Source organism: Bacillus sp. NEAU-242-2 (assembly GCF_027853835.1).
GTDB classification, from domain to species: Bacteria; Bacillota; Bacilli; order Bacillales; family Bacillaceae; genus Bacillus; species Bacillus velezensis.
Window position 1 is genome coordinate 27,271 of the sequence record NZ_JAPNNY010000001.1, and the last position, 15,341, is coordinate 42,611.

Sequence of the window (15,341 nt, forward strand, 5' to 3'; positions counted from 1 at the left end):
GGAACACATGGACAAAACAAAAAATATCCAAAATATTTATCCCCTCAGCCGAATGCAGGAAGGAATGCTTTTTCATTCCTTTCTGCAAAAGGAGGGGGCTGCATATATCGAGCAATCCGTCTTCACCATAAAAGGCCGGCTTCGTCCGGAATTGTTTGAGCAAAGCGTACAGTCTGTCATCAGCCGCCACGATATTTTCAGAACGGTTTTTTTACCTCATGTCGCTCAGCTGAACGGCCCCCGCCAAGTCGTGCTGCGTGAGCGGGAATTCCGGCTGCACCGCGAAGATCTTACACATTTGGATGAAGCGGAACAGAGCGCCTACTTACAGCGATTTAAGGAACGTGACCGCTTAAAAGGCTTTGACTTGCAAAAGGATATGCTGATGCGTGTGTCTTTGTTTAAAACGGCTGACGAAAAATATGTATGCGTCTGGAGCCACCATCACATCCTTATGGACGGCTGGTGCCTCGGTATCGTCCTTCAGGAATTCATGCATATGTACCGGGCGATTGAATCAGACTCACCCGTCACATTGGCGCCCGCAAAGCCTTACAGCACGTATATTACATGGCTGACTGATCAGGACAAAGACGCGGCTTCTGAGTATTGGAAAGGATATTTAGCAGGCTGCGAGACACCCTCAGGACTCCCGAAAATATCGGCCCGTCCCCAGGAAAAAGGCTACCGTAAGAAAGAGCTCCTGTTTTCTTTAGATCAAAATCTGACAGACAGGCTGAAAACCATCGCCAAAGAAGAGGGCGCTACGCTCGCTGTTCTTATGCAGACTGTATGGGGCCTGATGCTGCAGCGCTACAACCGGACGGACGATGCCGTATTCGGCGCTGTCGTATCAGGGCGGCCTTCCGTCATTGACGGCGTGGAAAGCATGATCGGGCTGTTTATCAATACCGTGCCGGTACGCATTAAAACGGGTGATGAAAGCTTTAGAGAACTGCTGGGCCGCAGCCAGAAAGAAATGCTTGATTCAGAGGCGTTCAGTTATCATCCGCTTGCTGACATCCAATCTCAGACTGAGCTGAAACAGGATTTAATCGACCATATCATCGTGTTTGAAAATTATCCGATTCAGCAGCAGATGAGAGACGCGGAAAAGGAATCGGATGCACCGTTCCGGATCGGGAATGTCAATGTTTCGGAACAATCGGGCTACGATTTTAACCTCATCATAGCGCCCGGCGATGAGCTGATCATCAAATTCAGCTACAATGCGAACGTTTATGACGAAGTATGGATAGAGAGCGTAAAAGGACACTTGGAAGAAGCGCTGCGCGGCGCCGCCTTCAATCCCGATGTTCCTGCTGATCGGCTTCCGATGCTCGGACAAAAGGAAAAATCAAGAATAATCGGCGAATTTAATGACACGAAAACAATTTATGAAAGAGACGAAAGCATCATCAGCCTGTTCAGCCGACAGGTGAAGAAAACCCCGGATCATCAGGCGCTTCACGCCGGCGGGCTGACGATGACGTACCGGGAGCTCGATGAACGGTCAACTGCGTTCGCCCGCATCCTGCTGGAAAACGGTTTGGCGCCAAAAGGAATTGCCGGGATTCTTGCCGAACGCTCACCGGAATTTATTATCGCTGTTCTCGCTGTATTGAAAGCGGGAGGGACGTACCTTCCGCTCGATGCAGAACTGCCATCCGACAGGATCGCCGATATGCTCACTGAGAGCGGAGCACAGCTGTTAACGGTACAAAAAGGGATTGAGACTGACGTTGACTTTTCTCACATCATCTCTATCCCGGCTGCAGCTGAAAAACAAACAGCTGAGGCGGGAAAACTGAATACCGTAACGTCACCTGAGGACCTTGCCTATATTATGTATACATCCGGTTCAACAGGAAAACCGAAGGGCGTAATGATTTCCAACCGCAACGTCGTATCGCTCGTGTCAAACAGCAATTACACGTCAGCCGGCACGACGGACCGTCTCATTCTGACAGGGTCCATCGGTTTTGACGCAGTGACGTTTGAAATCTTCGGAGCGCTATTGAACGGAGCGTGCCTTCATGTGGTTGACCGCACGACAATGCTTGCCCCTGAGAGGTTCGGCAATTATCTTTGTTCCAATCGTATTACGATTCTGTTTTTGACGACGGCGCTCTTTAACCAGTTTGCCCAGGCGGATCCGGAGATGTTTTCCGGATTGCACACCTTATATGTCGGCGGAGAAGCATTGTCCCCGGCGCTCATCAATAAGGTCAGACACCGCTGTCCGAATCTCAGCCTTTATAACATATACGGGCCGACGGAAAATACGACATTTTCTACCTTTTACGAAATCAGGCACGATTTTTCTCAGCCGATCCCAATCGGAAAACCGATCAGCAATTCAACCGCGTATATCATTGATAAAAATGGCGGACTTGCGCCGATCGGCGTGCCCGGTGAGCTTTGTGTCGGCGGGGACGGGGTTGCCAAAGGCTATTTAAACAGGCCTGACTTAACAAGTGAAGCGTTTGTCAGCCATCCGGTTCATCCTGAAGAAAAGATTTACAGAACAGGGGATTTGGCACACTGGCTGCCGGATGGAAGCATCGGATACATCAGCCGTATCGACCGTCAATTCAAGATTCGCGGGAAGCGTATCGAGCCGGCCGAAATTGAAGCGCGGCTGACTGAAATTGATGGAATCAGGGAAGCTGCAGTCATCGTGTCAGACGAAGGACAAGAAGCAACCCTTTGTGCGTATTATACAGGCGCACATGCTGAAGAAAGAGCCATTCGATCCCTATTGGCCAGGTCGCTTCCCGACTATATGATTCCGCAGTATGTGATTAAGCTTGACCGTATGCCGCTTACCGCAAACGGCAAAGTGGACCGCCGCGGGCTGCCTGCGCCGGAACGGAAAAAAGCTTCATCAAAAGCCGTTCCGCCACGAAACTGGGTAGAGCGTGAGCTGATCGACATTTGGACGCCGATCCTCGGCTGCGGAGAGCTGGGCATACAGGATGACTTCTTTGAGCTGGGCGGCCATTCTTTGAAAGCATTGCAAGTGATTCATCAGCTGAAGACCAGGCAGCAGATGGACGTCCCGATTGAAATGATATTTGAATATCCGACAATTGAACAATTGGCTGAAAAGCTGTATTCAAACACACTGTCAGAAGCTGCCGAACAGCATATCAGCAGACTGAATCAGCCGAAAGGCCGCAATCTTTTCTGTTTTCCGCCTATCTCAGGTTTCGGCATTTTCTTTAAAGATCTGGCGGCGGCATTAAATGGACGGGCTGCTGTGTACGGTTTTAACTTTATTGAAGAAGACAGCAGAATGGAACAATACATTGATAAAATGCTAGAAATCCAGCCGGAAGGCCCTTATATCCTCTTCGGATATTCGGCAGGCGGCAATACGGCATTCGAGGCTGCAAAAGCGATGGAAAAGCGAGGCTTAGAAATCAGCGACGTCATTATCGCAGACGCGTACAGAAAGCTTGACGCACTGCCGCCGCAGCCAACAAACGCAACAGCCGAAAATGTCCCGGAAGCCGTCAGGGAAGCGGTCATCAGAAAAACAGAGCGATATCAAACGTACTGGGCGGAACTGATAAATGACGGCCAAATCGCGGCAAACCTCCATTTTATCGAGGCCGGCTTAAAGGAAGAGCAAAATGCTGAGCCTGAGCCGAAAAAATGGGAAGGCGCCACAACGGGACTCTACCAGGAATATCAAGGCGAGGGAGCCCATAAAGATATGTTTGAACCCGAGTTTGCACACAAAAATGCCGAGGTCATACTGGACATCATCGCAAACAGCGGAAGACGCTTGGCGCGGAATCTGTAACATCCGGCAGAATGACTGAAGAAGTCAAAGGGCAAGATAGGGGAATCAAACTCAGTTTTTTTTGGAGGCTTTGAGATGACGAACCTATCTTGGCTTACGTATGTAATGATTATTCTTGCCAGCTACCGGCTGACCCATTTGATCGTATTTGATAAGATTACGGAATTCATAAGAAAACCCTTTATAAAGCAAGAAAAAACCGTCGATCAAAACGGGCGCGCCGTCCAAAAAAAAGTCCCTTCCTCCGCATTCGGTTATATGCTGCAATGTTATTGGTGTGCGGGCGTCTGGTGCGCCATATTGATCGGCATCTGCTATTTGGTCTGGCCCCGCTATGCGCATCCGGTTATTTTCATTTTGTCCATTGCCGGAGCGCAGGCCATTCTTGAAACATGCGTCGGCGTCGGAACGAAGGTCATTGACGTGCTCGCCGCCATAAAACATAAAAAGTCCTGAAGCGTTTTGATTCGCTTTAGGACTTTTTTCTTTCCCTTTTAGGCTGAGAGGAGCAAAGCGGGCTTTCTGATTCACCGCCCGGAATGCTTCGGAATACCGTAAAGCAGAGAGGGGGAAAAACATGAAAAGCTGCCGTTTTAGCATGATATGGTTTTTGGCCGTTGTACTGACAGCCGGCATCTTTACGTTCTCAGCATCCGCACAAGCAAGCGGCACTCAGCCGGAGAGAGAAATGAGAGCCGTATGGATCGCGTCTGTCACTAATATCGACTGGCCCTCTAAAAAAGGGCTGTCACCGGAAGAGCAAAAAAGAGAATACAGCAAGCTGCTGGATGACGTTCAGGAGATGGGGATGAACGCCGTTATCGTCCAAATTAAGCCTGCGGCTGATGCTTTTTATCCATCAGATTACGGGCCTTGGTCAGAGTATCTGACAGGAACCCAAGGCAAAAATCCCGGCTACGACCCGCTTGCTTTTTTAGTTGAAGAGACACATAAACGGAATCTTGAATTTCACGCTTGGTTCAATCCTTACCGGATCACGATGAATCACACAAATTTGAATGCGCTTTCAGACGATCATCCCGCGCGTTCTCATCCGGACTGGGTCGCTGCATACGGAAAACAGCTGTACTATAATCCTGGAATTCCGGAAGTAAGACAATTTATAACGGATGGAATCAAAGAGGTGGTCAGCCGTTATGACATTGATGCGGTTCATATGGATGATTATTTTTATCCTTATAAAATTGCCGGACAGGAATTCCCCGATCAGGCGGAATACGAACGGTACGGAAAAGCTCACTTTGCATCAATTGATGACTGGCGCAGGGATAACGTCAACCAGCTTGTAAAAGAAATCAACCAAACCATCAAACGAGAAAAACCTTATGTCAAATTCGGAATCAGCCCGTTCGGCGTATGGAGAAATGCCGCAGATGACCCGACAGGCTCCGAAACGGCCGCCGGGGTGCGGAACTACGATGACTTATATGCTGATACAAGAGAATGGATCCAAAAAGGATACATTGATTACATCGCACCGCAAATTTACTGGAGTATCGGATTTAAAGCGGCGGCATATGACGTCTTAGCGGATTGGTGGGGAAAAGAAGTGAACAATCGGCCGGTGCATTTATATATCGGGCAGGCAGCTTATAAAATCAACAACAATACTGATCCGGCCTGGGCCGACCCGGGGGAATACGGAAGACAGATTACTCTAAACAGAGGATCAGCATGGATAAAAGGCAGCATGCATTTCAGTTTAAAGGATTTAAACCGTAATCCGCTCGATGTGAAAAACCGTTTGATCAATGACATGTACAGCCGGCCCGCATTAATTCCCGAGATGCCTTGGCTCGGACAGTCGGCTTTAAAAAAACCGTCTGTCAAACGGGCGGAGAAGAACGCTTCAGGCCATACACTCTATATCGAAGATGCGAAATCCAACGGTAAAAAAACGGCTTATTACGCCATTTACCGCGCAGAAAAGGGAAAGCAGCCTTATTTAGTGGATACAGCCAGAAAAACATCGTCACGGACGCAGACATTTTCAGATACTGATATTCGGGGGAAAGAAGCCTGCACCTATATCGTTACTTCCGTTGACAGGCTTCACCATGAGAGCCGTCCCTCCGCAAAACGGACGATTAAATAGCCATTATTAATAAAACTGACAGTTGCCGCGCTGTCAGTTTTTTTGCGATGGATGAGTCCGAATGTTCAGACTTTATTTGGATGGAATGAATAAAGACCCCCATTAATAAAATGTAGAAAGCAGCAGAAGGAGGAAGGTTAATGAATTTTCAACTGACAAAAGAACAGCAGATGGTGCGCGAAATGGTCAGAGATTTCGCCAAAAATGAAATTGCCCCGAAAGCCCATGAGGTTGATCAATCAGCCGTCTTCCCGATAGACACATTTAAAAAAATAGGCGAACTCGGGCTGCTCGGAATTCCGTTTCCGGAAGAATACGGCGGGGCGGGCGGTGACACCATTTCATATGCAGCAGCGGTTGAAGAAATCGGAAAAGCCTGCGGCAGCACGGGGCTGAGCTACGCGGCAGCCGTGTCACTCGGCGCAAGCCCATTATACTATTTCGGTACTGAACAGCAAAAGCAAGAACATCTTATTCCGCTTGCTTCGGGAAAAGCGCTCGGATCATTCGGGCTGACAGAGCCGAATGCCGGTTCAGATGCCGGCGGCACCCAGACAAAAGCCGAGAAAAAGGGCGATGACTATGTGATAAACGGAGAAAAATGCTGGATCACAAACGCAAATTACGCCCGCACGGTCATTGTCACCGCCGTTACGGGAAAGAACTCCGCCGGAAAACCGATCATTTCAGCTCTCATCGTCCCGACAGACACACCGGGATTTACGATCACAAATCCGTACGACAAGATGGGTGTGAGAGGATCGGATACGGCCGAGCTTGTGCTGGAGGATGTCAGGGTGCCTGCCGATAACCTGCTCGGTGATCCTGAAAAAGGCTTTAAACAATTTTTATATACATTAGACGGCGGGCGGATCTCGATTGCGGCACTGGCTGTCGGTATCGCTCAAGGCGCACTGGAGGCGTCGCTGTCATATGCGAAGGAACGCAAGCAGTTCGGCAGTCCGATATCGTCATTTCAAGCCATTCAATTTAAGCTGGCCGATATGGCGATGGAAATTGACCTTGCCAGACAAATGGTGCTTAAAGCGGCATGGCTGAAGGATCAAAACCTGCCATTTACGAAAGAAGCGGCATTCGCCAAGCTTTATGCTTCAGAAATGGCCGTCAGAACCTGCCTTCAGGCCATCCAAATTCATGGCGGTTCCGGTTATATGAAGGAATGCGGTGTCGAACGTATGCTTCGTGACGCAAAGCTGATGGAGATTGGAGAAGGAACATCAGAAATTCAAAGAATGGTCATCGCAAGACAGCTTTTGAAGTGAAATGAAAACGTTTACTAAGACAGGGATGGAAGGGGGCAGGTCATATGGCTGAACTTATCCATTTAACAGCCGGAAAGCTGCTTGAGCGGACCGCGGAGCTTTTTCCGGATCATGAAGCGGTTGTTTACCCTGAGCGCGGCCTTCGTTATACGTATGCCGAGTTTGACCGGTTATGCCGGCAAACCGCAAAAGGGCTGATGAAGCTGGGAGTTGAAAAAGGAGATCATGTGGCCATATGGGCATCCAACATACCGGAATGGCTCGCGGCGCAATTTGCAACGGCGAAAATCGGCGCTGTTCTGGTCACCATTAATACAAATTTTCAAATCGCAGAACTCGATTACCTGCTGGCGCATTCAGACGTCTCGGCCCTGATAATCATGGATTCCTACCGGCAGACATCTTATGTTGAGATGGTGAATAAGCTGATTCCGGAGCTGAAAACTTGTGAGCACGGCAGGCTGCGTTCGAAACGTTACCCCTTTTTACGGACGGTGTTATATATCGGTGATAAAAGTCCGCCCGGGATGCACCGCTGGGATTCTTTGCTGAAGGATGGCGAAGCTGTAACGGATGCAGCGCTTGACGGAAGGATGGACAGCCTGAAAAAGGATGATTGCATTCATATGCAATATACATCAGGTACGACCGGATTTCCGAAAGGCGTTATGCTCTCACATTTTAATATCGTAAATAACGCGGCCAATATCGCAGAATGCATGAAGCTTACTTCAAGTGACCGTTTATGTATTCCCGTGCCGTTTTTCCACTGCTTCGGGTGTGTGCTCGGCGTGCTGGCGTGTGTTTCCGCGGGTGCGGCGATGATTCCGATCGAACAGTTTTCTCCGCCGGCCGTTCTGAAAACGGTGGAGCAAGAAGCCTGCACGGCTCTGCACGGTGTACCGACGATGTTTATCGCCCTCCTAAATGACAGCCGTTTTTCTGAATATGATCTTTCCCACGTCCGAACCGGGATTATGGCAGGCTCGCCATGCCCGGCGGAAGTCATGAGAGAAGTGATCGGCAAAATGGGGATGACCGACATTACCATTGCCTACGGACAGACCGAAGCATCACCTGTCATTACGCAGACAAGAACGGATGATTCGTTTGAAAGAAGAGTGGAAACAGCGGGGCGCGCACTTCCCCATATCGAAGTCAGAATCGTTCGGCCCGGAACATCCGGAGAAGCCGACCGGGGTGAACAAGGAGAGCTCTGCACCCGCGGATATCATGTCATGAAAGGTTACTATAAAAATCAAGAAGCGACCGAAGAAGCGATAGACAAAGACGGCTGGCTGCATACCGGTGATTTGGCGGTCATGGACGAGGACGGGTACTGCAAAATCACGGGCCGTCTGAAAGACATGCTGATCAGGGGCGGCGAAAATATCTATCCGCGCGAAATTGAGGAAATGTTATATCGGCATCCCGCAGTAGCAGACGTTCAGGTCGTCGGCGTGCCTGATCCGAAATACGGAGAAGAGGCCGCGGCGTGGGTCAGGCTCAAAGACGGACAAACCGCTTCCGCAGAAGACATCAGAACCTTTTGCAAAGAACATATCGCCCGCTATAAAGTCCCCAGGTATGTTTTGTTTACAGATGAATATCCAATGACAGCCTCAGGAAAAATTCAGAAATTCAAGCTGCGGGAAAAAACGATTGAAGAGCTCAAATTAACTTAATGAAAAAGGAGTGCTTCACATTTGTTTAAAAAAGTCCTGATTGCCAACAGAGGAGAAATCGCCTTAAGAATTATCCGCACCTGCAAACGTCTCGGCATCCCCTCGGCAGCTGTGTATTCAGAAGCCGACCGGGACGCGCTGCATGTAAAAGAGGCTGATGAGGCCTATCCGATCGGTAAATCGAGAGTAAATGAAAGCTATTTACATATCGACAGAATCATAGAAGCCGCCAAATCCGCCGGAGCGGACGCCATTCATCCGGGCTACGGGCTGCTGTCAGAAAACAGCCTGTTCGCCGAACGCTGCCGGAAGGAACAAATCACATTTATCGGCCCGCCCGGTGATATCATCGCCAAGATGGGCAGCAAGATAGAGGCCCGAAAAACGATGCAAAAAGCAAAGGTCCCGATCGTTCCCGGTGTTTCAGAGCCATTGCCCGATGTTCACTCCGCCTTAGCCGAAGCCCGTGCCATCGGCTTTCCGGTCATGCTGAAAGCGTCTGCAGGGGGAGGCGGAATCGGCATGCAGATCGTACATTCAGAAGAAGAGCTGGCCAAAGCGTTCGAAGGCAATCAAAAGCGGGCCGCGTCCTTTTTTGGAGACGGCGCAATGTATATGGAAAAGGTCATTGAAAATGCCCGTCATATTGAAATTCAGATTCTCGCAGATTCTTTCGGAAACACCGTTCATCTGTTTGAACGTGACTGTTCAGTACAAAGGCGCCACCAAAAAGTGATAGAAGAAGCGCCGTCGCCGTTTGTTGACGATGAATTAAGACAAAGACTCGGTGAAACCGCCGTTAAAGCCGCTAAATCGATCGGCTACCAAAATGCAGGCACAATAGAATTTCTCGTCGACCAAAAGAAACAAATCTATTTTTTAGAGATGAACACAAGACTGCAAGTGGAGCATCCGGTGACAGAAGAAATTACAGGACTGGATCTTGTGGAAGAACAGCTGAAAATCGCCGCCGGGCAGGCGCTGACTTTCTCGCAGAAAGATATCAATCACCGCGGTCATGCGATAGAAGTGCGGATCTATGCGGAAGATCCGGTCACCTTTTACCCGTCACCCGGTACCATCTTGTCTTTTTCCGTTTTAAGACACCCGTCAGTGCGACACGAATGCGCCGTCGAAAAGGGAAGCGTCATTTCTCCGTTTTACGATCCGATGATTGCCAAAATGATCGTCACGGCGAATACGAGAAAACAGGCCATTGAACAACTGAAAACCGCCCTTGGCGAATATCATGTAGAAGGGATTAAAACCAACATTCCGCTGCTGACAAAAATTGCCCATTCAGAAGTGTTTGAAAAGGGTGAGGCAACAACCGGTTTTTTACAAACAATGAACGAGGGGGCGTCAAAATGAGCGTCATAAAAATTCAGATGGCGGGAAACCTGTGGAAAATTCATGTGAAGCCGGGTGATGTCATTGAAGAAGGGCAGGAAGTGGCCATCTTGGAATCTATGAAAATGGAAATTCCGATTATCGCTGATGCAGCGGGTACGGTGAAAGAAGTGAAAAAATCAGAAGGTGATTTCACTGATGAAGGAGAGGTCCTGATTGAACTTCAATAAAACGGGAGGTGCAGCATGAACTGTCCGAAACATGTCCGCATCAATGAAGTAGGACCGCGTGACGGCTTGCAGAATGAATCGGCGTGGGTGGATACAGAAGATAAGATTGAGTGGATCAATATGCTGTCAAAAACAGGCCTTCCCTATATCGAAGTGACATCATTCGTGCATCCGAGATGGATTCCGGCTCTTCGTGACAGCCTGGACGTCGCAAAAGGCATTGCCAGATCTGAACATACGGTCTACGCGGCTCTCGTTCCGAACCTCATCGGACTGGAGCATGCTGCAGAAGGCGGAATCGATCAGGCCTGTGTATTTTTATCTGCAAGCGAAACCCATAACCAAAAAAACGTAAACAAACCGATTGACCGGACCGTTCAAGAGCTCAGGCGGGTTATTACTGAAGCAAAAGCTGAAAAAATGGCGACGAGAGCTTATCTGTCTACTGTGTTCGGCTGTCCGTACGAACAGAACGTGCCGGTCGAACAAGTCATCCGCCTGTCAGACACCCTGCTCGAAATGGATGTTGATGAAATATCGCTCGGCGACACAATCGGCGCGGCAAACCCCTTGCAGGTCATAGCCGTGCTTGAAGCCCTTTTGCCGAGAATTCCCGCCTCAAAAATCGCACTCCATTTCCATGATACAAGAGGAACGGCTCTAGCGAATATCATTCCAGCTCTTGATATGGGGATTACATCCTTCGATACTTCCTCAGGCGGGCTTGGCGGCTGTCCGTATGCTCCGGGATCAGCAGGAAACGCCGCCACAGAAGACGTCATTTATATGCTCGAACAAATGGGGATTGATACCGGGACGGACATGAATAAACTTCTTTATGCCGCCGACTGGATCGCGGATAAAATAGGCAAAGATCTGCCAAGCAGAAACCTGCAGGCATTCAGAACGAAATGAGAAAGGAGAAGCCATGGGAGATTGCGTCTTGTATTCCGTCTGTCAAGAAACGATCGGTCTGATCACGCTGAACCGCCCGCATGCGGCCAACTCACTGTCTTCAGAAATGATTGATCATTTACAGCGTGTGATTGAAGACATCAAAAACTCGCCATCCATTCGCTGTGTCATTCTCACCGGCTCCGGAAACACATTTTGCGCCGGCGCTGATTTAAAAGAGAGAGCGGGGATGAATCATGAACAAGTTAAGAAAAGCGTCAGGCGTATCGGTGAAACGGCTGCATCCATTGAAGCTCTCCCGCAGCCGGTCATTGCAGCGCTGAACGGAACCGCTGTCGGAGGAGGCCTTGAACTCGCTCTCGCCTGCGATATCAGAACAGCCGTCAGCCGGGCGGGCCTCGGCCTTCCTGAAACAGGGCTTGCAATCATTCCCGGGGCGGGCGGAACGCAGAGACTGCCCCGGCTTATCGGCCCCGGCGCGGCAAAAGAATTGATCTATACCGGCCGAAGGCTTTCTGCCGAAGAGGGAAAAGACATGAAGCTGATCGAGCATGTTTGTGAAGCCGATGAACTTATGGAAAAAGCAAAAGCACTGGCCGGCCGCATCGCCGCTAATGGGCCGATCGCCGTCAGACAAGCAAAATCCGCGATAAACAAGGGTCTGGAGACAGATCTCAATACAGGGCTCGAAATCGAACGAAAAGCATATGAACAAGTCATCCCTACACTTGACAGAGAAGAGGGCCTGCGCGCTTTTAAAGAAAAAAGACCCCCTGAATACAAAGGAAAATAAAACATGGAGGGACTCGGATGGATTACGAAAAAGAACGGCAGACACGCAGCAAAACGATTGAAAAGGGAGGAGCCGCGAAATATCATGCAAGCAACGAAAAGAAGGGAAAACTTTTTGTAAGAGACAGGCTGAAGCTTTTATTCGATGACGGCATATCCGTTGAAGACGCTTTTTTCGCCGAGTGCATGTCAGACGGACTGCCGGCTGACGGGGTCGTTACCGGGATCGGAACCATCGGCGGCAGAACCGTTTGTGTGATGGCAAACGACTCAACCGTAAAGGCGGGCTCGTGGGGCGCGAAAACGGTGGAAAAAATCATCCGCATTCAGGAGACGGCGGAGAAGCTTCAGTGTCCGCTCTTGTACTTAGTCGATTCCGCAGGTGCGAGAATTACGGATCAGGTTGACATGTTCCCGGGCAGAAGGGGAGCCGGCCGCATCTTTTATAATCAAGTAAAGCTGTCGGGCCGCATTCCGCAAATCTGTTTATTGTTCGGTCCTTCCGCTGCGGGCGGCGCTTACATTCCGGCCTTTTGCGACATTGTCATTATGGTCGAAGGCAATGCATCCATGTACTTAGGTTCCCCGCGCATGGCAGAAATGGTGATCGGCGAGAAAGTATCGCTTGAAGAAATGGGCGGCGCCCGTATGCATTGTTCCGTATCAGGCTGCGGTGATCTCCTCGCCCCGACGGAACAGGAAGCAATCATGATGGCGCAGACATATCTCAGCTACTTTCCGGCAAATTATACTGAAAAAGCGCCCGTCAACAAATCTAAGAACCCGAAAGCTTTTGAAAAACCGCTCTCAGATGTCATCCCGGCACATCAAAACGCACCGTTCAACATGATGGATTTAATTGAACGTGTCATTGATGAAGACTCATTTTTTGAGATTAAACCGTTATTTGCGCAGGAATTAATAACGGGGCTTGCGCGGATTCACGGACAGCCGGTCGGCATTATCGCCAATCAGCCGCGTGTCAAAGGCGGAGTTTTATTTCTCGATTCGGCGGATAAAGCCGCAAAATTTATCGCTTTGTGCGACGCATTCCATATTCCGCTTCTGTTTTTAGCAGACATTCCCGGATTCATGATCGGAACGAAGGTTGAGCAGGCGGGCATCATCAGGCATGGCGCAAAAATGATCTCCGCAATGGCGGAAGCGACTGTTCCGAAGCTTTCCGTTATCGTCAGAAAAGCCTACGGTGCCGGATTATACGCGATGGCGGGGCCTGCTTTTGAACCGGACTGCTGTTTAGCGCTTCCGACTGCGCAAATTGCCGTAATGGGTCCTGAAGCAGCGGTGAATGCGGTCTACGCAAACAAAATCAGCGAGCTGGCCCCTGAAGAAAGGCCGGCTTTTATTCAAGAAAAGCGTGATGAATATAAGGAAGATATTAACCTTTACCGGCTTGCCTCTGAAATGGTGATTGACGGCATTGTTCCTGCTGATTCCTTGCGGGAAGAACTCAATAAACGCCTCACTGCTTACATGTCCAAACAACTGACATTCACACACCGGAAACACCCCGTATACCCGGTATAAATAAAAAAGACTGCATAGATCCGGCTCGCAGCCGTTCTTATGCAGTCTTTTTTCACAGTCTTGATCTCATTTTCTTCACAACAAAATAAACAACAATAAATACGAGAGCCAATATAATGATCGGAGTTGTATACATTCCGGCATAGCTGTCTACGTCTTTCCACTGTCCCCCGAGCTGATACCCGAGATAAACGAAAATGACAGACCACGGAATAATGGCAAGCGTCGTCAATATGACAAACTTGGAAAGAGGCATTTTCGCAAGGCCGGCCGGGATGGAAATCGCATGTCTGACGACCGGGATAAACCGCGCCGAGAACACAACGCCGGCGCCGTAACGGCGAAACCAGTTTTCCGCAACATCAACATGATGCTTTTTCAGAAGTAAGTACTTGCCGTACTTGTCCAAAAACGGCCGTCCCCCATAACGGGCGATCCAGTAAATAAAGCACTGCGCGATCGTTCCCCCGATCACACCGGCGACAATGGCGCCGATAAAGCTGATCGTGCCTTCTGACACCATATAGCCTCCGTAAGCCAGAACGATTTCACTCGGAATGATTTCAATCATTAATCCGAGCGCAATCCCTAAATAGCCCATACTTGTCAGCCAGGATAATATTTCACTAATAAAATTGCCCACACTGTTCACAACCTCTTTATCTTTTTACCCAATTATATGACTGATTGACAAGCAAAATGGTTACAAATTATTTTTTAACGCACGATTTCTTCAGATTCTCTTTTTAACACCTCTTCTAAATAAGCTAAAAGTTTCGATCTCATTTCTTCCCGCAGAAGCCCGATCTCCGTGCCGGCCTTAAAACAGCCGAACTTATCTCCTATATCAAACCGGCTTCCTTCAAGCTCCCGCGCGTAAATGCTTCGGGTGCGGCATACTTCGCGCAGCGCGTCTGTCAATTGGATTTCGTTGCCCGCGCCTCTTCCGATCGTCTTCAGCGCTTTAAAAATGGCAGGGGTTAATATGTAACGGCCCAACACGGCAATATGAGAGGGCGCCTTTTCAACGGCCGGTTTCTCAATCAGATCCTCAACCCGGTACACATGACCGCTCTGCCGCCCCGTCTGTATAATACCATATTTGCTGACATCAGCAGGATCGACGGGCTGTACGCCGATCGTTTCTGTGCCGTGTTGGTTATAGACGTCTATGAGCTGTGAAAGAGCGGGAGTGTCAGATACCATAATATCATCACCTAATAGAACGGCAAAAGGCTCATCTCCGATAAAATGCTCCGCACACAGCACCGCATGGCCTAGTCCGAGCGGTTCTTTCTGACGGATGTAATGAATATTGGCCAAATCGGCAATCCGCTGCATTTCCTTCAGCGTCTCTGACTTGCCTTTTTCCTCAAGATTGATTTCCAACTCCGCCGACCGGTCAAAATGATCTTCAATCGAGCGTTTGTTTCTCCCTGTAATAATCAGTATATCTTCAATTCCTGACTCTCTTGCTTCTTCGACAATGTACTGGATGGCCGGTTTGTCGACGATCGGCAGCATTTCTTTCGGCTGCGCCTTTGTCGCCGGCAGAAATCTCGTTCCTAAACCCGCTGCGGGGATGACCGCTTTTCTCACTTTTTTTCTCAT

Annotated in this window: 12 protein-coding genes; 10 read left to right on the forward strand and 2 right to left on the reverse strand. The window is 49.3% G+C overall.

Going from position 1 to position 15,341, the window contains the following annotated elements:
• Positions 1–7: 7 nt before the first annotated feature.
• The 10 genes from OWN49_RS00025 to OWN49_RS00070 all read left to right on the forward strand — a co-directional run bounded on the left by OWN49_RS00025 (position 8) and on the right by OWN49_RS00070 (position 13,730).
• Entirely contained in the window at positions 8–3,811 is a 3,804-nt protein-coding gene (locus OWN49_RS00025; protein WP_176283353.1) for a non-ribosomal peptide synthetase, read from the forward strand.
• Positions 3,812–3,886: 75 nt separating this feature from the next.
• Positions 3,887–4,267 (forward strand): DUF1360 domain-containing protein, encoded by a 381-nt coding sequence (locus OWN49_RS00030; protein WP_003153891.1) that lies wholly within the window; start codon positions 3,887–3,889, stop codon positions 4,265–4,267.
• A gap of 121 nt (positions 4,268–4,388) precedes the next feature.
• On the forward strand, positions 4,389–5,927 hold the full coding sequence (locus tag OWN49_RS00035; RefSeq protein ID WP_176283352.1) for a glycoside hydrolase family 10 protein: 1,539 nt from the start codon (positions 4,389–4,391) through the stop codon (positions 5,925–5,927).
• 140 nt (positions 5,928–6,067) lie between these two features.
• A complete protein-coding gene (locus tag OWN49_RS00040; protein WP_003153894.1) occupies positions 6,068–7,210 on the forward strand; it encodes an acyl-CoA dehydrogenase family protein in 1,143 nt (380 codons plus the stop codon).
• 44 nt (positions 7,211–7,254) lie between these two features.
• On the forward strand, positions 7,255–8,895 hold the full coding sequence (locus OWN49_RS00045; protein WP_176283351.1) for an AMP-binding protein: 1,641 nt from the start codon (positions 7,255–7,257) through the stop codon (positions 8,893–8,895).
• A 21-nt stretch (positions 8,896–8,916) separates the two neighbouring features.
• Positions 8,917–10,266, forward strand: coding sequence for an acetyl-CoA carboxylase biotin carboxylase subunit (locus OWN49_RS00050; RefSeq protein WP_166706237.1), 1,350 nt, complete (start codon positions 8,917–8,919; stop codon positions 10,264–10,266).
• A complete protein-coding gene (locus OWN49_RS00055; protein ID WP_007410121.1) occupies positions 10,263–10,475 on the forward strand; it encodes an acetyl-CoA carboxylase biotin carboxyl carrier protein subunit in 213 nt (70 codons plus the stop codon). Before OWN49_RS00050 ends, OWN49_RS00055 begins: the two co-directional genes overlap by 4 nt.
• A 15-nt stretch (positions 10,476–10,490) precedes the next feature.
• On the forward strand, positions 10,491–11,390 hold the full coding sequence (locus OWN49_RS00060) for a hydroxymethylglutaryl-CoA lyase (RefSeq protein ID WP_102422651.1): 900 nt from the start codon (positions 10,491–10,493) through the stop codon (positions 11,388–11,390).
• A gap of 13 nt (positions 11,391–11,403) precedes the next feature.
• Entirely contained in the window at positions 11,404–12,183 is a 780-nt protein-coding gene (locus tag OWN49_RS00065) for an enoyl-CoA hydratase (RefSeq protein WP_058906072.1), read from the forward strand.
• 17 nt (positions 12,184–12,200) lie between these two features.
• Complete coding sequence (locus tag OWN49_RS00070; protein WP_007410124.1) at positions 12,201–13,730, forward strand: acyl-CoA carboxylase subunit beta; 1,530 nt, start codon at positions 12,201–12,203, stop codon at positions 13,728–13,730.
• Positions 13,731–13,782: 52 nt separating this feature from the next.
• Here OWN49_RS00070 and OWN49_RS00075 read toward each other — a convergent pair whose 3' ends face one another.
• On the reverse strand, positions 13,783–14,373 hold the full coding sequence (locus OWN49_RS00075; protein WP_007410125.1) for a DedA family protein: 591 nt from the start codon (positions 14,371–14,373) through the stop codon (positions 13,783–13,785).
• Positions 14,374–14,447: 74 nt separating this feature from the next.
• A complete protein-coding gene (galU, locus tag OWN49_RS00080; protein ID WP_176283350.1) occupies positions 14,448–15,341 on the reverse strand; it encodes a UTP--glucose-1-phosphate uridylyltransferase GalU in 894 nt (297 codons plus the stop codon).

Excerpts from the sequence above, each read along its gene's own strand:
- OWN49_RS00025 (WP_176283353.1), top strand. The coding sequence starts at position 8 with ATGGACAAAACAAAAAATATCCAAAATATTTATCCCCTCAGCCGAATG.
- OWN49_RS00030 (WP_003153891.1), top strand. The coding sequence starts at position 3,887 with ATGACGAACCTATCTTGGCTTACGTATGTAATGATTATTCTTGCCAGC.
- OWN49_RS00035 (WP_176283352.1), top strand. The coding sequence starts at position 4,389 with ATGAAAAGCTGCCGTTTTAGCATGATATGGTTTTTGGCCGTTGTACTG.
- OWN49_RS00040 (WP_003153894.1), top strand. The coding sequence starts at position 6,068 with ATGAATTTTCAACTGACAAAAGAACAGCAGATGGTGCGCGAAATGGTC.
- OWN49_RS00045 (WP_176283351.1), top strand. The coding sequence starts at position 7,255 with ATGGCTGAACTTATCCATTTAACAGCCGGAAAGCTGCTTGAGCGGACC.
- OWN49_RS00055 (WP_007410121.1), top strand. The coding sequence starts at position 10,263 with ATGAGCGTCATAAAAATTCAGATGGCGGGAAACCTGTGGAAAATTCAT.
- OWN49_RS00060 (WP_102422651.1), top strand. The coding sequence starts at position 10,491 with ATGAACTGTCCGAAACATGTCCGCATCAATGAAGTAGGACCGCGTGAC.
- OWN49_RS00065 (WP_058906072.1), top strand. The coding sequence starts at position 11,404 with ATGGGAGATTGCGTCTTGTATTCCGTCTGTCAAGAAACGATCGGTCTG.
- OWN49_RS00070 (WP_007410124.1), top strand. The coding sequence starts at position 12,201 with ATGGATTACGAAAAAGAACGGCAGACACGCAGCAAAACGATTGAAAAG.
- galU (WP_176283350.1), bottom strand. The coding sequence starts at position 15,341 with ATGAGAAAAAAAGTGAGAAAAGCGGTCATCCCCGCAGCGGGTTTAGGA.